Annotated in this window: 13 protein-coding genes; 8 read left to right on the top strand and 5 right to left on the bottom strand. The window is 70.5% G+C overall.

From position 1 onward, the window contains the following. Nucleotides 1-42: 42 nt before the first annotated feature. Nucleotides 43-4,137, bottom strand: a complete 4,095-nt coding sequence (locus ACS5PM_RS05195) for a sensor domain-containing protein (RefSeq protein WP_439386190.1) — start codon at nt 4,135-4,137, stop codon at nt 43-45. A 206-nt stretch (nt 4,138-4,343) separates the two neighbouring features. Here ACS5PM_RS05195 and ACS5PM_RS05200 point away from each other — a divergent pair, with 206 nt between their 5' ends. From ACS5PM_RS05200 to ACS5PM_RS05220, 5 genes are all read left to right on the top strand, one after another. Further along, nucleotides 4,344-5,468, top strand: a complete 1,125-nt coding sequence (locus ACS5PM_RS05200) for an HD-GYP domain-containing protein (protein ID WP_439386192.1) — start codon at nt 4,344-4,346, stop codon at nt 5,466-5,468. A 30-nt stretch (nt 5,469-5,498) separates the two neighbouring features. Continuing rightward, nucleotides 5,499-8,873: a PAS domain-containing protein gene (locus ACS5PM_RS05205; protein ID WP_439386194.1), complete on the top strand. Its 3,375-nt coding sequence runs from the start codon at nt 5,499-5,501 to the stop codon at nt 8,871-8,873. A gap of 94 nt (nt 8,874-8,967) precedes the next feature. Then, the gene (locus tag ACS5PM_RS05210) at nt 8,968-10,524 is read left to right on the top strand and encodes a methyl-accepting chemotaxis protein (protein ID WP_439386196.1); all 1,557 of its coding nucleotides are present in this window, start codon (nt 8,968-8,970) and stop codon (nt 10,522-10,524) included. A 121-nt stretch (nt 10,525-10,645) separates the two neighbouring features. Beyond that, a complete protein-coding gene (locus ACS5PM_RS05215; RefSeq protein ID WP_439386844.1) occupies nt 10,646-12,289 on the top strand; it encodes an ATP-binding protein in 1,644 nt (547 codons plus the stop codon). A gap of 16 nt (nt 12,290-12,305) precedes the next feature. Continuing rightward, entirely contained in the window at nt 12,306-12,734 is a 429-nt protein-coding gene (locus ACS5PM_RS05220) for a response regulator transcription factor (RefSeq protein ID WP_439386198.1), read from the top strand. Between the two features lie 18 nt (nt 12,735-12,752). Here ACS5PM_RS05220 and ACS5PM_RS05225 read toward each other — a convergent pair whose 3' ends face one another. Genes ACS5PM_RS05225 through ACS5PM_RS05235 form a run of 3 tightly spaced genes read right to left on the bottom strand, consistent with a single transcriptional unit; the run spans nt 12,753 to nt 16,155 of the window. Continuing rightward, a complete protein-coding gene (locus ACS5PM_RS05225) occupies nt 12,753-13,997 on the bottom strand; it encodes an EAL domain-containing protein (protein WP_439386200.1) in 1,245 nt (414 codons plus the stop codon). Beyond that, the gene (locus ACS5PM_RS05230) at nt 13,994-14,377 is read right to left on the bottom strand and encodes a response regulator (RefSeq protein WP_439386202.1); all 384 of its coding nucleotides are present in this window, start codon (nt 14,375-14,377) and stop codon (nt 13,994-13,996) included. The genes ACS5PM_RS05225 and ACS5PM_RS05230 overlap by 4 nt, the downstream gene beginning before the upstream one ends. Continuing rightward, nucleotides 14,353-16,155: a sensor histidine kinase gene (locus ACS5PM_RS05235; RefSeq protein WP_439386204.1), complete on the bottom strand. Its 1,803-nt coding sequence runs from the start codon at nt 16,153-16,155 to the stop codon at nt 14,353-14,355. The genes ACS5PM_RS05230 and ACS5PM_RS05235 overlap by 25 nt, the downstream gene beginning before the upstream one ends. A gap of 270 nt (nt 16,156-16,425) precedes the next feature. On the opposite strand from ACS5PM_RS05235, the gene ACS5PM_RS05240 reads away from it, so the two are divergent. Genes ACS5PM_RS05240 through ACS5PM_RS05250 form a run of 3 tightly spaced genes read left to right on the top strand, consistent with a single transcriptional unit; the run spans nt 16,426 to nt 19,731 of the window. After that, nucleotides 16,426-16,923, top strand: coding sequence for a VOC family protein (locus tag ACS5PM_RS05240; protein WP_439386206.1), 498 nt, complete (start codon nt 16,426-16,428; stop codon nt 16,921-16,923). Nucleotides 16,924-16,966: 43 nt separating this feature from the next. Beyond that, on the top strand, nt 16,967-18,466 hold the full coding sequence (locus ACS5PM_RS05245; protein ID WP_439386208.1) for a glycine betaine ABC transporter substrate-binding protein: 1,500 nt from the start codon (nt 16,967-16,969) through the stop codon (nt 18,464-18,466). Further along, complete coding sequence (locus ACS5PM_RS05250) at nt 18,463-19,731, top strand: tetratricopeptide repeat protein (RefSeq protein WP_439386210.1); 1,269 nt, start codon at nt 18,463-18,465, stop codon at nt 19,729-19,731. Before ACS5PM_RS05245 ends, ACS5PM_RS05250 begins: the two co-directional genes overlap by 4 nt. Here the strand turns inward: ACS5PM_RS05250 and ACS5PM_RS05255 are convergent, their stop codons facing one another. Further along, a complete protein-coding gene (locus ACS5PM_RS05255) occupies nt 19,732-20,109 on the bottom strand; it encodes a PilZ domain-containing protein (protein WP_439386212.1) in 378 nt (125 codons plus the stop codon). Between the last annotated feature and the right edge of the window lie 59 nt (nt 20,110-20,168).

The following is a 20,168-nucleotide window of genomic DNA, read 5'->3' on the forward strand; positions in this document are numbered from 1 at the left end:
CGCCGTGCGGCAGGTGGAAACCGACTCCGTCAGGCCGGCTCGTCAAACAAGCTGGAGTCCTCCTCTTGAAGGACGGCAGGGAGGAGCCGCCGAACCTGCTGGAGCCCCTTCGGGGAGGGGGCTTGCGGGAGCCGAATGTTCGCCCCCGGGGGCGGGGCCCGAGCGGCCAGGCCCCTCGGGCTCCAACCCCAGCGTCATCTGGACGTTGTTGCGGCCCGCTTCCTTGGCGCGGTAGAGCATCACGTCGGCCTGCTTGACCAGCGCCTCGACGGTCGTCGCGTCGCCCTGGAAGAAGCTCAGGCCGATGCTGGTGGTGATGCGCACCGTCTGCTGTCCGAGCGTGAAAGGCGTGTTCATCGCCTGCACGATCTTGTTGGCCACCGTGGCTGCGACCTCGGGCCTGGGTACGCCTTCCATGATCACCGTGAACTCGTCGCCTCCCAGCCGGGCGATGGTATCGGTGGAGCGCAGCGTCTGCGACAGGCGGGCGGCGAAGGCCCGGAGCAGGGCGTCGCCCATGTCGTGCCCGAAGCGGTCGTTGATCTGCTTGAACTTGTCGATGTCCAGGTACATGAGGGCCATGGGCGAGCCCGTGACGCGGCAGTGTTGCATGGCCTCGGCCACGCGCAGCTCGAAGCCCGTGCGGTTGACCAGGCCGGTCAGGGGGTCGACGCGCGAGAGTTCGATCAGGCGCCGCTCCTCGACCTTCTGGCGCGTGATGTCGGTAATGACCGCATGGAAGCCGAGCACCGTGCGGCCGTCCGCAGCCAGCTGCGGGATGTAGTGGGCCTCGTAGCAGACGGTGTGGCCGGCGCCGCCGGCCATCTCGCTCTCGAAGGTGACCGATTCGCCTCGCAGGGCCCGCCGGATGTGCGGCTCGACCACCTGGTAGGCGGAGTCGCCCAGCAGCTCACGCACCGACTTGCCGATCAGCTCGTCGCGCGGGCGGCCGAAGCCGCGTTCGTAGGCGAGGTTGTTGAAGCGATAGCGCTCTTCGGCATCGATGTAGGCCACGCGCATGGGCAAGGCGTCGGCGACGGTGCGCAGCCGCGCTTCGCTCTCCTGCAGCGCGCCCTGCGCCTGGCGGTAGGAGGTGACGTCGCCCGTCAGGGTGTAGAGCCCCTCGATCTCGCCGGTCTCGTTGCGGTCGGGCACGACCGAGACATGGACATGCCGGCGGCCATAGGGCGTCACCATCTCGCGGTCGAAGGCCACCTGCTGCCCGGCCAGCGCGGCCTGCAGCAGGGGCTCGACCTCGGCCCACGCCCTCTCGCCGTGGAACTCGCGCACCGTGGTCCCCACTTGCGGCGCCGACTCGGGCCCGAACCACTCCCGGTAGGTCTGGTTGACGAAGCGGAAGCGCAGGTCGCGGTCCAGGTAGGAGATCAGCACCGGCAGGTTGTCGGTCACCATGCGCAGGCGGTGCTCGCTGTGGCGCAAGGCCTGCTCCGCGGCCTTGGCGGCGGAGATGTCGCGCATCAGGGCCGAGAAGGATTCGATCCGGCCTTCCTTGTTCCGGTGGGCGATGACGATGTGGCTGACCGGGAACTCGCGCCGGCTCTCGTCCCACACGAGCGATTCGCCCACCCACACGCCCTTGCTCAGCGTGGCCGGCCACACTTCAGACATGAAGCGCTCCAGCGTCTGCTCGGGGTTGAGGTCGGCCAGCGTCAGCCCTTCGATGGACTCTTCCCGCGCTCGGCCGGTGCGGCGGCGGGCCGCGGGGTTCATGTAGGTGATGCGGCCCATCGTGTCGAGCTGCACCACATAGTCGGTCGTCGCATCGAAGATGGCGGTGAGCGCGCGCATCGCCTGTTCGGCCAGCATGCGCTCAGTCACGTCCTGGATGGACCCGACCAGCCGCACGGGGCGGCCGTCCTCGGTCTCCACTTCGCCTTGGGCATGGACCCAGATGCTGCGGCCGGTGGCGGTGACCATGGGCAGCTCGAGGTCCCAGTGCGTGCCTTGCTCGATGCCCCGCTTGACCGCCGCATCCACGGCTTGCCTCGCTTCGGGCGTGTAGAAGGCCAGGGCGCCGTCCATCGTGGGCACGTAGTCCGGGCCGACATCGTGGATGCGCCGGGTCTCTTCGGTCCAGCTGTGGATCCCCGTCACGAGATCGACTTCCCAGCCGCCCACGCCGGCCACGCGGCCCATGCGGGCCAGCAGGGCCTGGCTCGCGCTCAAGGCCTGCTCGGCGGACTTGCGCTCGGTCACGTCGCGCCCGACGGAATGCAGCCGGGGCTCGCCGGACGTGTCGTATTGGACGCTGTTGGTCCAGGAGACCCAGCGGACGCTGCCGTCCGTTGCCAGCGTGCGGTTCTCTATCGTGGCCGTGGTGCCCGTCGCGAGCCGCTCGGCGATGGCCTGGCGGACGCTTTCGCGATCGGCCGGCGCCACGTGGTCAAAGAGGTTCTGGCCCACCATGGCGGCCGGCGTGAGGCCGTAGTGCCTGGCGTAGGCCGGGTTGACGTAGAGCAGCTCGCCGTCGGTGCGCGCCAGCGACACGAGTTCCGACTGGTCTTCCAGGATGGCCTTGAGCTGCTTCTCGCTGGCCACCAGTTGCCTGAGCACCGGCCGGACCTGGCTGTGCTGGGCATACAGCGCGAGGGCGACGATGCCCAGCAGCGCCAGCGCCAGCAGGTTCAGGCGCGACTTCAGCGGCGAATACAGCAGGTCCACGTCGGTCCGCACGGCCAGCCCGAGCCCGAAATCCTTGATCGGCGTGTAGGCCGACAGGACGTTGGTGCCGCGCCTGTCCTTCAGGAACTGCACCCCCTGCTCGCCCAGCAGCGCCTTGGCGGCCGGCAGGCTGGGCTGGCCCGCCGCGTCGAACATCGGCAGCTCGAAACCCGCGGGCCGATAGCGATTCGGAGCGCAGACCAGCCGGTCGTTCGCGCGGCCGCAGATGGCCACGTCGGAGGTCGCGGCCGAGGCCCGGATGTCGGCGAGCAGGCGATCGAACAGCGGCATGCGCTGCTCGGTGTGCACCCGGCCAACGAGTCGCCCGTCGACCCGCACGTCGGTGTCCGCCAGGAGAAGATAGCCGTCGCTCCAGGCGAGCACCGAGGGCTGATCCGTGTGGGCCAGGCGCTGGATGACGTGCAGGTTCGCCGGCGTCTTCGATCCGGCCTGGGCGACGAGTTCGCCGTTGGCCGCGTAGATCTCCACGCCGGTCAGGTCGGCCGTCAGGAAGCTGTCCGCGACCTTCTGCAGGAAGTCCATGGCCGCCTCGTCGCCGGGGGCCTTGCTCAGCTTGTCCAGCGCCTGGCGCGCCGCCGGCCGGCTGGTCACGGTCCGCGGGAACCACAGGCTCACGTCTATGGTGTGGGCCAGCGATGTCGCGTTGGTCGTCGCGACGAGCAGCATGTCCTTGGCGACCGAGCGTTCGAAGGTGTCGCGCATGACGGCGAAGCCGGCGATGCCGCCGGCCACGGCCACCAGCGTGATGACGGCCACCGAGCGTCGCTTGATGCGCTGCTCGATGGTCTGCAGCTGCTTCGCATCGAAGGCCAGCGAGGCCTCGCGAAGCATCCACAGGCCCACGCCGAGGAGCGAAAGCCCGAACGCGGTCGAGGGCAGCATCCGGTTGAAGCTGGCGACGTGGTAGAGCGTTTCCAGCCCCAGCAGATGGCCCGCCAGGCCGGCCAGGCCGAGCGCCGAAACGGCCAGGGTCAGGACCAGGTAGGCGAACTGGCGCCGCGGCGTGGGGCGGCGGCCCTCGATCCAGAAGGCGATTCCGGCGAGCAGGAAGGCCAGGCTGGCGTTGGGAGAGATGCGGCCGGGGTGCGGATTGCCGGCCGTCGGCAGCGTGCCGGCGCGGACGAAGTCGATGCCGAGCGAGACGTCGAAGACGTTCTCGACCAGGTAGCCCAGCGGAAGCACGACGAGCGCCGCCGCGCAGGCCGCCGACAGCCGGGCCGGCCACCCCGGCGGACGAGAGGGCCGGCAGGCGAGGCAGAGGCAGACTGCCGCGGCGATGAACAGCAGCGGGTTGACGATGCCCAGGTGCTCCGAGCCCGGAACGAGCCGCGTGATGGCTTCGATCTGAAACACCCACCGCAGCGCCAGGGTCGCACCCAGCAGGGCGACCAGAAGGCCGACAGCCCGCGCGGTGGACAGGGAGGACGTACGCATGCGAATGGGGGACAGGAGGTGCTCGCCTGGCCGACCGATACCCGCGGGGACAGACGGGCGCAGAGTACGACCAGGCGCAGGGCCGGGAACGCCGGAAAAGAGGGCGATGAGCGGCCAGTTGCGCCCCGGCTCGATTGATATCGGTCAAGCATGGCGGCGGACCGGCTCCCTACGATGCCGCTCTTCGAAGCCACAGGGAGGGGCGCATGGAGCCACGGCAGACGGTCCTGATCGTCGACGACACCGCCGAAAACCTTTCGTTCCTGGGTGAGCTGCTGCGCGCCGAGTACGCGGTCCGGGCCGCCAGTTCGGGCGCCAGGGCGCTCGACCTGGCAGCGCGGTCCCCGCGGCCCGACCTCATCCTGCTGGACATCATGATGCCGGGCCTGAGCGGCTTCGACGTCCTGCAACGGCTGAAGCAGTCGCCCGCAACCAGCGACATCCCGGTGATCTTCGCCACCGCGATGGATTCGAAGGACGACGAACGCAAGGGCCTGGTGCTGGGCGCGGTCGACTACGTGACCAAGCCGCTGCATCCCAGTGTCGTGCTGGCCCGCGTTCGCACGCATCTGCGCCTGAAGCAGGAGCGCGACGGGCTGGTCCGGCAGAACGATTCGCTGCAGGCCGTGGTGACCCGCGGGACGCGCGAGAAGCAGATCGCGCAGGACGTCACGATCCGGGCGCTCGCGCGGCTGGCCGAAACGCGGGACAACGAGACCGGCGCCCACATCCTCAGGACGCAGCAGATGGTGCTGGAGCTGGCCCGGCGGGCCAGCGCGCATCCACGTTTCGCCTGCGAGCTGGACCCGCACACCATCGAGCTCATCGGCAAGTCCGCGCCCCTGCACGACATCGGCAAGGTCGGGGTGCCCGACCGGGTGCTGCTCAAGCCCGATCGCCTCACCGACGAGGAGCGCGCCGTGATGATGACCCACGCCCGGCTCGGCGCGGATGTCATCGCCCGCGCCGAGCAGGACATCGACGAGCCGGCGGACTTCCTGAAGTTCGCGCGGCAGATCGCCCTGCATCACCACGAGCGGTGGGACGGAGGCGGCTATCCCGACCACCTGGCCGGCACCGACATCCCGCTCGCGGCGCGCCTGATGGCGATCGCCGACGTCTTCGATGCCCTGATCTCGCGGCGCGCGTACAAGCCGGCGCTGGCACTGGAAGAGGTGCTGCGCAGGATGCGCGACGAGCGCGGCCGCCATTTCGATCCCGACCTGCTGGACGTGTTCCTCGAGGACGTCGACGCCTTCGTCGAGATCGCCCGGCGCCTGCCGGAGCGGCCGCCCCAGGCCCATGCGGCCGGCGCTGCCACCCCGCATTGAAAAGCGCAGCACGCACAGGAAGGCCAGCTCATGGACGCACGGACAGCCATCGCAGGCGACAGACGCTACGCCCTTCGTGTGGCCGTGGCCTATGCCATTGCCGCGGCCTTGTGGATCTTCGCCTCCGACGCCGTCCTGGACCACCTGCTCCAGGACGTCCGGCAGGTGGAGTTCTGGCAGACCGTCAAGGGCTGGGGCTTCGTCCTGGTCACCGCGGTGGGCCTGCACATGCTGATGCTGGAACGCAGCCGGCAGCGCAGGCTGCGTGCGGAGCAGGCACAGCGGGAGCGGCGGCTGAACTACTTCGCGCTCATGCAGAGCATTGCCGATGGCTCCGACGACGCCATCTTCGCCAAGGATCGCTCCGGCCGTTATGTGTTCTGCAACCGCGCAGCCGGTCTCGTGATGCGCAAGTCCGTTAACGACATGCTCGGCCGCGACGACAGCGCCCTGTTCCCCCCGGGCCAGGCGGCGACGATCCGGCGCAAGGACCGCGCGGTGATGGATGACGATCGCGCGAGCACCTACGAGGAGTTCCTGGATACCCCCGCGGGACCGGTGGTGTACCTGACGGTGAAGGGGCCGATGCGCGACCAGGATGGCCGCGTGATGGGGGTGTTCGGCATCTCGCGCGACATCACCGAGCGCAAGCGGGCGGAAGCCGCGCTGCAGGCTTCCGCCCGGCTGGTTCAGGCGGTCGAGGATTCGGTGCTCGACCACCTGGCCGTGCTCGACCGCCACGGCGTGATCGTCACCGTCAACAAGGCGTGGCGCGACTTCGCGGCCCAGCCGTGCCGGCGGGGGAGCGGGTCTTCCCGTCCCGACCCGGGGGCGGACTACCTCGCGGTGTGCCGCGAAACGGCCTTTGCCGACGATCGAGAAGGCTCTGAAGCCGCGGCGGGCATCGCCGAAGTCCTCGCCTGCCGGCGCAGGCTGTTCACGATGGAATACCCGTGCGGCATGAGTGAATGCACGAGGTGGTTCCAGCTGAGCGTGACGCCGCTGGAGGTGCCCGAAGGCGGCGCCGTGGTCGTGCACACGGATGTCACCCAGCGCCGCCAGGCGGAAGAGGCCGTCCGGGCCAGCGAAGCGCAGTACCGCTCGATGGTGGAGGCGCTGGAAGAAGGCATCCTCGTCCACGACGCGGCCGGCGGACTGGTGGCCTGCAACGCCCAGGCCGAGCGATTCTTCGGTGGCGACCTGGCGCAACTGCGCGACCCCTCGTTCTTCAGGACCTGGCGCAGCGTGCATCCCGACGGCCGGACGATGCCGCGCGCCGAGCGTCCCATGGAGCGGGCGCTGGCCACGGGGCGCCCCTTGAGGAATGAACTGGTCGGCGTTCACGCGCCGGACGGCTCGCAGAGATGGATCAGCGTGAACGCCGAGCCGGTCTTCGACCGGCCGGGCGGCCGCATCGCCTCGGTCGTGACCTCGTTCAGCGATGTCACCGAACGCCACCTCGCCGAGTTGGAGCTCGACCGCCACCGGCATCACCTCGAAGAGATGATCGGTGCCCGCACCCGCCAGCTGATGCAGGCGAACGCCGCCTTGGGCCAGAGCGAGCGCCAGCTGCAGCAGGCGAATGCCGACCTGATGGTCGCCAAGGAGCGCGCCGAGTCCGCCAGCCAGGCGAAGAGCTCCTTCCTGGCCAACATGAGCCATGAGATCCGCACGCCCCTGAACGCCATCGTCGGCCTGACCCACCTGATGCGCCGGGACGTCCCGCAGGGTGTGGTCGCCGAACGGCTGGACAAGGTCTCGGAAGCGGCAGGGCACCTGCTGCAGGTGATCAACGACATCCTCGACCTGTCCAAGATCGAGGCCGGCCGGCTGGATCTGCAGCCGACCGATTTTTCCCTGCGGGCCCTGGTCTCCCGGGCCGTGGACATGGTGTCCGAACGGGCCCTGGCCAAGCGCCTCCTCATCGGCGTGAAGGTGGACGATGTCCCCGAATGCCTGCACGGCGACGCGACGCGCCTGATGCAGGCCTTGATGAACCTGCTGAGCAACGCGGTCAAGTTCACCCCGAGCGGGCGCATCGACATCGTTGTGACCCCTGAGGGCGTCGACGCGGGCGAGTGGCGCCTGCGGTTCAGCGTGCGCGACACCGGCATCGGCATCGAGCCCCCCGCCTGGGGCCAGTTGTTCGAGCCGTTCACCCAGGCTGACGGGTCGACCACGCGGCGATTCGGTGGCACCGGGCTGGGGCTGGCCATCACCAAGCGCCTGGTCGCCATGATGGGGGGCACTGTCGGCCTCCAGAGCGAGCCGGGGCGCGGCAGCACCTTCTGGTTCACGGTCCGCATGCGGGCGGGCGCGACGGCGGCCGGGCCGGCGGTGCTCTCCGGCGATGCCAGCGCGGCCCTGGCCCTGAAGGCACGCCACTCGACACGGGTGCTCCTGGTGGAGGACAACCCGGTCAATCGCGAGGTGGGGATGGCGCTGCTGAAGGCCGTCGGCGTGGCGGTGGAGATCGCCGCGGACGGCCAGCAGGCGCTGGAGCGCCTGGAAACCGAGGTCTACGACCTGATCCTGATGGACATGCAGATGCCCGGCATGGACGGACTGGAGGCCACGCGTCGCATCCGCCGGATCCCCAGCCTCGACCATGTCCCGGTCATCGCCATGACCGCCAGTGCCTTCGGCGAGGACCGCGAAGCGTGCCTGGCCGCCGGAATGAACGACCACGTCGCCAAGCCGGTGGATCCGCGCGAGCTGTACGGCGCGATCCTGCGCTGGCTGCCGCCGCAGGCCGCGGCGCCCGTCCGCTCTTCGGCGGCCGCGGCCGCGCGGGCGGCGGCTCGGCCCGACGGGGACGGCGGCGAACTGGCCGGCCTCGACATGGCGCGGGCCGTGCAGCAACTGGGAGGCGACGCCTCGGCGGCGCGCCGCGTACTGCGGCAGTTCGCGCGGCACTACGGTGAAGGGCTTGGGGCCGCCGTCGCGGCCGATCCTGCTGGCGATTCGGCAGCGGCTCTGCGCGAGCTGCATGCGCTCAAGGGCGCAGCCGGAGCGATAGGGGCCGACGAGGTCTGCCAGCAGGTCGCGGCGCTGGCCGCGGCCTTGAGGGATGCCGGCGCGCCGGAGCTGAACCAGCAGACGCGCCGCCTCCTGGAACGGGTCGAAGCGTTGACGCAGGCCATCCACCAATCCCTGGGCGAGCAGGACACGCTGCCGGCGCCCCTGCTCGACGACGACCCCTGCGAGCCGGGGCTGGACGCCCTGCAGAGCCTGCTGGAGGCTGGTGATTTCGAGTCGCTGGCACTGACCCGCCGACTCCGCCCGCGGCTGCAGTCCCTCGACGCGCCGCTTGCACTGCGCCTGGAGCACCACATCTGTCGCTTCGACTACGAGGAGTCGCTGGCCTGCCTTCGCGAGCTGCGCCGGCGGGTGAGGGCGGCTTGATCCAGATCATCCGGCGGCGTCTTCATGCTGCATCGGCCGCCGGGCGGGCCGATAGGCAGTCCATCCAATACTCAATACCCAGGGAGAACCTCGCGTGAACATTCTTCGGCGCATGAAGATCGGCCCGCGGCTGACGCTCGCCTTCGGCCTCGTCCTCGCCTTGATGCTGGCGATGTGCGCCACGGCGCTGACGAGCCTGTCGCAGATCGGCGAGGCGACCGGCAGCCTCGTCGACACCGAATGGACCAAGGCCGAGCTGGCCGGGCGGATCGACACGCTGACGCGCGCCAACGCCCGGCGCACGATGGAGTTGTTCTTCGCCGAAAACGCCGAGCACGTCGAGCGCATCCACCAGGCCATCGCCCGCAACAAGGCCGAGATCACCCAGTCCCTGCAGACGCTGGACACGCTGGTGGCGAGCGCGCGCGGCAAGGACCTGCTGGCGCAGGTCAAGGCGGCGCGGGCCACCTACGTGGCCTCGTTCACGCGGGTCGACGAGTGGGTCGGAGCGGGGCGTCGCGACGAAGCCCGTGCCGAGCTGCTCGGCACCACGCTGCCGGCGATCGACGCGCTGCAGAAGCAGGTCGGGGAACTGTCCGTGTTCCAGCGCGAGCTGGCCCGGGAGCGAGGCCAGTCGGTCGAGCGCCACATCGGTCGCGCACGCGCCGTGCTGCTCGCCTGCTCGGCGGCGGCGCTGGTCCTGGGCGCGGTGCTCGGGTGGATCCTGACGCGCTCGATCACGCGGCCGCTGGAGCAGGCGCTGAAGGTGGCGGATGCGGTGGCGGCGGGGGACCTCGGCTCGCGCATCGTGGTCGACGGCCGCGACGAGGCGGCCCGGCTGCTGGCGGCGCTCAAGACCATGAACGAGAACCTGCTGCATACGGTGACCACGGTGCGGCACGGGTCGGAATCGGTCGCCACCGCGTCGGGCCAGATCGCCGCGGGCAACATCGACCTGAGCCAGCGCACCGAGGAGCAGGCCAGCAGCCTGCAGCAGACCGCGGCCTCGATGGAACAGCTCACCGGCACCGTCCGGAACAGCGCCGATGCGGCGCGCATGGCTTCGCAGCTGGCGGCGTCGGCCAGCGAGGTGGCCCGGCAGGGCGCCGGGGTGGTTCAGCGCGTCGAGGCCACCATGCTGGAGATCAGTGCGGCCAGCAGCCGGATCGCCAGCATCACCGAGGTCATCGACGGCATCGCGTTCCAGACCAACATCCTCGCCTTGAACGCCGCGGTGGAGGCCGCGCGGGCCGGCGAGCAAGGGCGCGGCTTCGCGGTGGTCGCCGGCGAGGTGCGCGGCCTGGCCCGGCGCAGTGCCGAGGCCGCGCGCGAGATCAAGTCGCTCATCGGCGACAGCGCGGGCAAGGTGGCCGCCGGTGGCCAGTTCGCGGCCGAGGCCGGCAGCACGATGGCCGAGATCAACACGCGCATCCGGCGCGTCTCGGACCTGCTCGACGAGATCAGCACGGCCACGGCCGAACAGAGCACCGGCATAGGGCAGGTGAGCGTGGCGGTGACCCAGCTCGACAAGGTGACCCAGCAGAACGCCGCCCTCGTCGAGGAAAGCGCCGCGGCCGCCGAGAGCCTGAGCGAGCAGGCCGCGCGGCTGGTGCAGGCCGTCGGGGCATTCCGCTGCGAGGCGGTGGCTTGAGCGTGGCCCTGCAGGCGGCCAGGCAATCCATCACGCGAAGCCGGCCGGCGGGCAGCGCCGCGAAGGCGGTGCTGACAAAAGTCAAGCGGCGTCGACAGGGTGCCACGATAAGGTCGTGCCCATGAACGATCTGGTGCAAGCCCTGGAGCGGCGCCTCGCGATCGAGCGAGCGACTCGCCGCCAGGCGCAGGAGCTGCTCGCCTGCAAGATGCAGGAGCTCGAACAGGTCGCCCTTCGCCAGGACGAGGTGATCCGCGATCGCACGGCGGAGCTGCGCCGCGCCCGCGACGAGGCCATCGCGGCCAGCAGCGCGAAGAGCGCCTTCGTCGCCAACATGAGCCACGAGATCCGCACGCCGCTGACCTCGATCATCGGCTTCGCCGAACTGCTGCTGGAGCCGGGGCAGTCGGAAGGGGACCGGCGCGATGCGGTCCACACCATCATCAGGAACGGCAGGCACCTGCTGGAGGTCATCAACGACATCCTGGACCTGGCCAAGATCGAGACCCAGCAGATGCACCTGGAGCGGGTCGACCTGCCCCTGCCGCTGCTGCTGCGCGACATCTTCGCGCTGGTCAACGGCCGCGCGCAGGAGAAGTCCTTGCAGTTCAACGTCGTGCCGCACCTGCCGCTGCCGGCCACCGTGCGCTGCGACCCGGTGCGCCTGAAGCAGATCCTGCTGAACTTCTGCACCAATGCCGTGAAGTTCACGACCAGGGGCGCCGTGTCCCTGGAGCTGACCTACGTCGAGCAGGAGCGGCGCATGACCTTCACCGTCGCCGACACCGGCATCGGCATGACGGCCGCCCAGCTGGAGCGCCTGTTCCAGCCTTTCGTCCAGGCCGACGTCTCGACCACGCGCAAGTTCGGCGGCACCGGGCTGGGGCTGTACATCTCCCGCCAGCTCGCCGCCATGCTGGGCGGGGCGATCCGGGTCGAGAGCGAGGCCGGCCGCGGCAGCCGCTTCCATCTCGACCTGTTGCTGCCGGCCGATGCGCCCCCGCCCGAGCTGCTGACGATGGAGGGCGACCTGGTGGACTACGGCCGCCCCGACTTCGCCATCACCTCGGTCTCGGTGCCGCACCTGGACGGGCGCGTGCTGCTGGTGGAAGACGGCGCGGACAACCAGCGCCTGATCTCCGCCTACCTGCGCCAGGCGGGCCTGAAGGTGAGCCTGGCCGCCAACGGCGAGGAGGGCGTGGAGTGCGCGCTGCGCGAGGACTTCGACCTGATCCTGATGGACATGCAGATGCCCGTGATGGACGGGCTGACAGCCACGCGGCTGCTGCGTGCCGCCGGCCTGGCGCGGCCCATCCTGGCCCTGACGGCCAACGTGATGCAGTCCGACGTGACGCGATGCCGCGAGTCCGGCTGCGACGACGTGCTGGCCAAGCCGGTGGACCGGGAGCAGTTCTACGAGGCGCTCGCCCGGCACCTGGGCGCCCCGCCGCCGCCGCTGGAGGAGCTCGAGGATCCGGAGTTCCTGCGCGAGATGGAGGAGCTCAGGCAGGAGTTCCGCGCCGGCCTGCCGGCGCAGCTCGATGCCATCCGTGCCGCGCTGCGCCAGTCGGACTGGGAAGCCCTCGGCCTGGTGATCCACAACATCAAGGGCACGGGGGGCTCGTACGGCTATCCGCGCCTGACCGAACTGGCCGCCAACATCGAGAGCGAACTCGCCGCCCGGCGACACGCCCGCGCAGCGTTGCTGTGCGAGGGTCTCATCCTCGAGACCATGAACGCGTTGCAGGCCTGGGCGCCCGCCTGACGAGAGCCGATCCCCGATGCTCGAACGCCTGAACGAATTCGACGCCTCCAGACCGCTGAAGGTGCTGGCGGCCGACGACAACTTCGCCAGCCGGCAATGGCTGGCCCGGTTGCTGCGCCAGCTCGCGCCGGTCGAGCTGCGCGAGGTGCGCGACGGCCGCGAGGCCCTGGAGGCCTTTCACCTGGCGCGGCCGGACGTCGTCTTCCTGGACATCGACATGCCGGAGCTCGACGGCATGCAGGTCCTGAAGGAGATCCGCCAGGCCGACCCGCAGGCGTTCGTCGTGATGGTGTCGGCGCTCAGCTCCGCGGCCAAGGTCCAGCAGGCGCTGGAGCTGGGCGTCAGCGGGTTCATCGTCAAGCCCTACAGCGCGCAGCGCGTGGTGGACATCCTCCACAGGCTCGCGTCGCGCCAGCGGGACGCATCGTCGGCCCCGGCGGACTGAGCGCGCCGCCTCGGGCTTTCAGTCGGGCAGGGTGACCCGCAGGTCGTCGAGCCCGCGCAGCCATTCATAGGCCTCCGCCGGCGGCATGGGACGCGAGATGAGGTAGCCCTGCACCTGCGTGCAGCCGCAGCGGCGCACCCACTCCAGCTCCGCCGGCGTCTCGACGCCCTCGGCCACGACGTGCAGGCCGAGCGAGGCGCCCAGCTGGGCGCATGCGCGCACGATCGCCTGGTGGCCGGCATCCTGCTGCAGTCCCTTGGTGAAGGCGCGCTCGATCTTGAGCTCGGAGAAGGGGATGCGCGACAGCTGGAAGAAGCTGGAGTAGGCCGTGCCGAAGTCGTCGATGGCCAGGTTGAAGCCCAGCATGCGGATGCGGCCGGTGTTCTCGATCACCTGGGCCAGGTCGGACATGGCGTCGGTCTCGGTGATCTCGATGGTGATCCAGCTGGGATCCAGGTCGATCGCCTGCGCCGTGCGGGCCAGCTCCTGGCACAGCGCCAGGTTCGTCAGCGACTGCATCGCCACGTTGATCGACGCACTGATGGCCAGCCCCTCGGACAGGCAGTTGCCGACGAAGTCGACCGTCTGGCGCGCCATGTGCATGGTGGCCTGGTCCAGCAGGCCGTGGGCCGACAGGCTGGAGATGAGCCGGTCGGGCAGGATCAGTTCGCCGGCTTCGTCGCGCGCACGCATGAGGGCCTCGAAGCCGACCACCTCGTGGGTGTCCACCCGCACTTTCGGCTGAAGCCAGGGCGAGAGGGCGCCACGGTCGAAGATGGACAGCAGTTCTTCGCGGTCCAGCGGCGGCGCGACGGCGGCGATGCGGCTTCTCGGGCGCGGCGGCTCGAAGCCGGCGAGCGCATCCACCACCGAGGCGGCATCGGCCGGCTGCTCCGCGACCCCCGCCACCGGCACGCCGCAGGCCTGGGCCAGGGCGGTGGCGGCCTTGATGACCGCCCGCTGCTGGTGGCTCGCAAAGAACAGGGCCGGCGCATTGGGCCGCACCGCCAGCGCACGGATGAGCTGGAAGCCGTCCCCGTCGTCGAAGCGCAGCCCGCAGACGATCAGCTCGGGCAGGCGCTGCGACGACCGCAGCAGGTCGTGGGCACCCTTGAGCCCCGTGGAGACGCCGCACAGCCGCCAGCCCGCGTCCTGCAGGGCCTGCGCGATGCTCCAGGCATGGTGGGCGTCGTTGATCACCACCCAGGCGCTGTGCCCGGCCCGCGCGTCGCCCGCGGCGAAGGCATGCGTGCTTGCGCTCATCGTTCGCCCCGCGTCTCGAAGACGGTGCACAGGGCCTTCACGTCGGCGAAGGAGATGGGCTTGATGAGCAGGTCGTCGAAGCCGGCGCTGAGCATGCGGTGGCGTTCCTCGGGCATGCCGTGCGCGGTGTAGGCCACGACGTGCAGCGAATCCAGCCCCAGCTCGTCGCGGATCCGCCGGCAGACCTGCTCGCCGCTGAGATGGGGCATGCGCAGGTCCAGCAGCACCATGTCGAAGGGCTGGGCCTGCAGCCACCGCAGGGCGTCGTCACCCGTGTTCACGATGCAGGCCTGCCAGCCCAGGCGCTTCAGGAATGCGGCCACCAGGTTGCTGTTGAGCTGGTTGTCGTCGACGATCAGGGCGTTCTTGGGTGTGCACATGGGCGGGCGTCTTCGGAGGGGGGTGGACCGGCGGGCGCCGCGTCCAGGGGCAGTTGGATTTCGACGGTGGTTCCGCATCCGGGCCGGGAGTCGATCCGGATGCTGCCGCCAAGCATCCGCATCAGCTCGTGGGACAGCGGCAGCCCGAGGCCGGCACCCTGCTGCGCATGGGTGACCTCGGCCGTCGTGGAGTGAAAGCGGGTCAGCAGCGCAGGGATCCGGTGGCCCGCGATGCCGCAGCCGCGGTCCTGGATGAGCACCACCAGATGACCGTCCCGGGCGCTCGCCGTGACGTCGATGTCGCCTTCGCTGGAGAACCTGATCGCGTTGTCCACGAGGTGGTGGAGGACCTTCTCCAGCTTGGCCGCGTCGGTCCTGATGCCGTGAGGGCACGAGGGGTCGAAGTGCAGCCTGAGCGACAGCGCGCGGGCCCGGGCCGGGCCGTCGTGCCGCCGCCAGACGCCGGCCAGCAGCCGCCGCAGGTCGACGTCTCCGAGCTGCACCTGCATCCGCCCCGATTCGATCCGGGCCAGGTCCAGGATGTCGTTGACCATGCCATGGAGGCGGCTCGCGCTCTGGTGGATGGCCCGGGCGTGGTCGCGGGTCTCCTCGTCGCCGGCGCCGTCGCGGACGAGCTCCGCGTAGCCGAGGATGCCGTTCAACGGGGTGCGCAGCTCATGGGAAACGCTTGCCAGGAAGCGCGTCTTCATCACGTTGGCGGCGTTGGCGCGCTCATTGCTGAGCGCCAATTCGTCGAGCAGCGCCTGCTGTGCCCGCGCGCGGCGCACCAGGCCGGCCGCGAAGCCGACGATGACCACGCTCAGGACCGAGGCCACCGCGAAATAGCCGGAGCGGCGCTGGCGTGCTTCCGCCATGATGTCGTCGACGCCCTTGCCGGTGACCACGAGCAGCCCGTAGGCATCGAGACCACGGAACGCCCACAGGCGTTCCACGCCGTCGATGCTGCTGACGGCGCGCCAGGTCCCGATCTTGCGTTGCATGGCCTGCCGGAACAGAGGAGCCTGGGACAGATCCTGCGAAGCACGCTTGTCGTCATGGGTGGCGCGCGCGCGGACGACGCCGTCGTAGCCGACCAGGGTGATGGCGCCCTGGGCGCCGAGGTCGACGCCGCTGTAGAAGCGCGTGAGGTATTCGGGCGCCAGCGAGAGCACCACGACGCCGGCGAACTGGCCCTGCGGCGTGTCGACGCGACGCGTCAGCTGGATGGACCACTTGCCCGATACACGGCCGAGCACCGGCTTGCTGATGAAGAGTGCGTCGCCCGCGGCCCCCGTGGTGTGCACCTTGAAGTGCTCCCGGTCGCGCAGGTCCACGCGCTGGAAGAGCTGGGAGGAGTGCGAGATGTAGCCATCGGTCCCGATCACCGAAATCAGGTGAAAGTCCGAGTCGATGATCCGCTTGTCCTGCAGGTAGCCGGCGATGTCCAGGTCCTTGCCGTGTTCGAGGTACTCGTTGCGGACGAAACGGATCGCCTGGTCAGCGCTTTCGAGCGTCTTGGCGCTGTGCTCGGCAAAGGCCCGGGTCAGGTTGGTGAGCTCGACCTCGGCGTTGTGCACCGCCTCGGTCTGCTCCCGATGGGTCTGCCAGGCCACGGCGCCCCACAGGGCCGCCAGCACGAGAATCGACAGGGTCACGAGCAGGGACGAGCCGGCCAGCGCCCGGCGCCAGCCGCTGCCCAGGTTCGAGCCCGCATCCGGGCTCGCGGCCGGCGGCGACGCAGGAGGCAGAACGGGCGAAGGGATCGTCGTGGACGACATGGGCGCCGAGTCTGGGCGGCGCCTCGGGGCGGCTGCTTGATGCGCGTCAAACTCGCCATCGCGCCCGGCCCGCGTTCGTGTCCGAAGTCTCGGATGCGCGCGTCGCGCGGGACGCGGCCCAGTCCGGACGTGGCCTTCGGCGGGTCGGGCCGTGCCGTGTTTCGGGCTTTTGTCGGCGCCCGGACAGGCTTTGTCGAAATCCCGGCTCCCGCTTCGTCGTGGTGATGAGGCGCCTCGCGCTTCATCCATCCCGACTCCAAGGAGCAAGTCATGCCCGAAGTGAACCCCGTGCCCGCGCCGATCGGCGCCATCCCCTACCTGACGATCCGCGGCGCTGCCGATGCCATCGCCTTTTACCGGCGCGTCTTCGGCGCCGAGGTGGTGGTGCGGCTGGACGCGCCCAACGGCGAGGTGGTGCATTGCCAGCTGCAGGTCGGCCCGCAGAGCTTCATGCTGACCGAGGAGCGCCCGCAGATGGGCGCCCTGAGCCCGCTGGCCATAGGCGGCTCGGCCACCACCGTGACCTTCTATGTCGACGACTGCGACCAGGTCGTGCAGAAGGCGCTGCAGGCCGGCGCCAAGCCGGAGATGCCCTTGATGGACCAGTTCTGGGGTGACCGCGCCGGCGGCATCGTCGACCCCTTCGGCCACAAGTGGCTGATCGCGACGCACAAGGAGGACGTGCCGACCGGGCAGCTGCAGCAGCGCTTCGAGGCCGCCATGGCGGCGCACGGCGGGGGCCCGGACTGCGGCAGCGGGCCGACCTGACCCGCGCCTTGACCCCGCGGCCGGCTTGGCCGAAGCTGGCCGCATGCTTCGCCTCCTGCTCGCCTTGCTGCTGCTGTTCGCGTTGCCGGCGCCTGCGCAGGCCGAGGCGCCGCTGCGCATAGGCTCCAAGCGCTTCACCGAGTCGTACATCCTCGCGCAGGTGCTCGCCCAGGCGGCCGGGCGCGAGACGGCGGTGGAGGTCAAGGCCGGTCTGGGCAACACGGCCATCGTCTACGAGGCGCTGCGCGCCGGCGGCATCGACGTCTATCCCGAGTACACCGGCACCATCGCGCTCGAGGTCCTCAAGGCGCCGTCGTCGCTGACGCTGGAGCAGATGCGCGAGCGCCTGGCTCCACTCGGGCTGGGCGTGGCCTTGCCGCTGGGCTTCAACGACGGCTACGCACTGGCGATGCGGGCCGACACCGCGAGCCGGCTCGGCGTTCGCGCGGTGAGCGACCTGGCGCGTCAGCCGCAGCTGCACCTGGCCTTCAGCAACGAGTTCATCGGCCGCGCCGACGGCTGGCCCGGGCTGGCCGCGCGCTACGCCCTGCCGCAACGCCCGAGCGGCCTGGACCATGGCCTGGCCTACGACGCACTCGCCGGCGGCCACGTCGACGTGATCGACATCTACACGACCGACGCCAAGATCGAGCACCTGGGTCTCACGGTGCTGGCCGACGATGCGGGCTACTTCCCCCGCTACGACGCCGTGCTGCTGTACCGGCTGGACGTGCCGCAGCGCTTCCCGGCCGCCTGGGCGGCCTGGCAGAAGCTGCAGGGCCGCATCGGCGAGCCGCAGATGATCGCGATGAATGCTCGGGCCGAGCTGCAGGGCGTGGCCTTCGAGACGATCGCCCGCGACTTCCTCGCGGCCACGCCCACGGCGGCCGCAGTGCCGCCACCAGCCGGCGAGACGCCCGGCGTGTGGGCCCGCGTGTTCGGCCCGGACCTGGGCCGCCTGACCGCCCAGCACCTGGGCCTGGTGGCGGTCTCGGTCGCGCTGGCTGTGCTGGCCGGCGTGCCTCTCGCGCTGTGGGCCGCCGACCATGCCGGCGCCCGAGCACTGCTGCTGGGCGCGACCGGCTTGCTGCAGACCGTGCCGTCGCTCGCCCTGCTGGCGGTGCTGATCTCGCTGCTGGGCCGCATCGGGACCGCGCCCGCGCTGCTGGCCCTGACGCTGTACGCGCTGCTGCCCATCATGCGCAACACCTGCACCGGCCTGGCCGAGGTGCCGGCGGGGCTGAAGCTCGCCGGGCAGGCGCTGGGCCTGAAGCGCGGGCAGAGATTGCGATCCATCGAGCTGCCGCTGGCGCTGCCGGTCATCGTGGCCGGCGTGCGCACCGCGACCGCCATCTCGGTCGGCACCGCCACCATCGCCGCCTTCATCGGCGCCGGCGGCTATGGCGAGCGCATCGTCACCGGCCTGGCGCTGAACGACCAGGCGCTGCTGCTGGCGGGCGCCCTGCCGGCCGCGGCGCTGGCCTTGCTGTTCGAAGCCGGCTTCGGGCTGCTGGAGCGGCGCCTCCAGCGAGGGCGGTCATGAGGACCTGGCAGGCGCTGATGGCCGGGCTGGCGCTGGCGGCTGCCGGTTGCGCCACCTCGCCGCTCGACAGGGCGACGCACGACACCTTGTTCCTCGACGCCGCCTTCCGCCCGACCATCGCCCAGCCGGAGGCGGCCCAGGTCTTCGCCCTCAGCCCGGCCATGCGGGCCTACCTCGACGACGAGATCGAGCCCCGCCTGGCGACCCACAGCCCGCAGCGGGCGCTGCTCGACAGGCTGTACGACGGCCAGCAACTGTTCATCGACTACGACGCCGAGTTCACCCGCAACGCCGCCGAGACCTTCGAAGCGCGGGCCGGCAACTGCCTGTCGCTGGTCATCGTGACCGGCGCCCTGGCCAAGGCGGCGGGGCTGGCGGTGCGTTACCAGTCGGTCGAGGTGGACCACAGCTGGGCCCGCGAAGGCGACCTGGCGCTGTACCTGGGCCACGTCAACATCGCGGTCGGACGGCGGGTGCCGACGGTGCGGATGATGGAGGACAGCCCCGACTGGTGGACGGTGGATTTCATCTCGCCGCCGCAGGCGCGCCGCCTCCGCTCCCGGCCCATCACCGAGCAGCGGGTCGTGGCGATGTACTTCAACAACAAGGCGGCCGAGGCGATGATTCAAGGGCGCCCCGAGGCCGACGGAATACGTCGTCCGCCCCCCGAGGGGGCCGAGTCAAGTGGCAAAGCCACATCGACTCGGGAGGGCCTGGACAACGCCTACACCTGGGCTCGCGCGGCCATCGAGGCCGACCCGCTCTACATCGACGCCTACAACACGCTGGGCGTGGTCTATCTTCGCCATGGCCTGCTGGCGCAGGCCGAGCGCGTGCTGCAGGCCGCGCTGGCGCGGCGAAGCGACCATCCGCAGGTGTTGGCCAACCTGGCCATCGTCTGGCGGCGCGAGGGCCGCGAGGCCGAGGCGCGGGCCGTGGAGGAAAGGCTGGCGCGCATGCGGGCCCTGTCGCCTTTCGCCACCTTCGAGCGCGGCCGCCAGGCCTATGAATCAGGCGACTATGGCCAGGCACGCGATCTGTTCCGCCGCGCGCTGGCGGTGTCCAACGACTATCACGAATTCCACTTCTGGCTCGCCCTCGCGAACTGGCGCCTGGGCGACGACGCGCAGGCCATGCGCCACCTTCACCTGGCCGAATCCAACAGCCTCACCCGCCGCCAGCAGTCGATGTATGCGCTCAAGCAGCGCTGGCTGCAGGGCCACGCCGGCCAGGGGGCAAGTGCGAACGCCGCACCCGCGCACTGATCAGGAGCTGGCCAGGCACTCCAGGAGGTCGTTGGCGCGCGGTGTCGCCGCCGACAGCAGCAGGCCGATGCGGTAGCCGCTGCCTTCGCGGCGGCTGCGCACGACGCAGGCGTGGGCCCGGACGACCTGCGGCTGCAGGCCCGCGGTGGAGGTGAAGCGCAGGCGGCACGTGGTGGCGGGCCGCAGGTCGACGAGGCAGATCAGCTCGACACCGTGCTTGCTGAGATTGACGATGGTGGCGCGGATGGCCCGGCCGCCGCGCGGCTGCACGACGGCGCTCAGCTGCACGGCCTTGCGCGGTTCCAGCCGCTGCTCGCGGCGGCGCGGGGGCTGGGATGCAGCGAGTCTTTGGGCGGTCGGAAAGTCGAGGTCGGTCATGGCATGGACGAGTGGGCACCCGTCGCTGGCAAGATGCATGCCCGTACCGGTATGCGGCG

Source organism: Ideonella flava (genome assembly GCF_051857595.1).
Lineage (GTDB): Bacteria > Pseudomonadota > Gammaproteobacteria > Burkholderiales > Burkholderiaceae_C > Ideonella.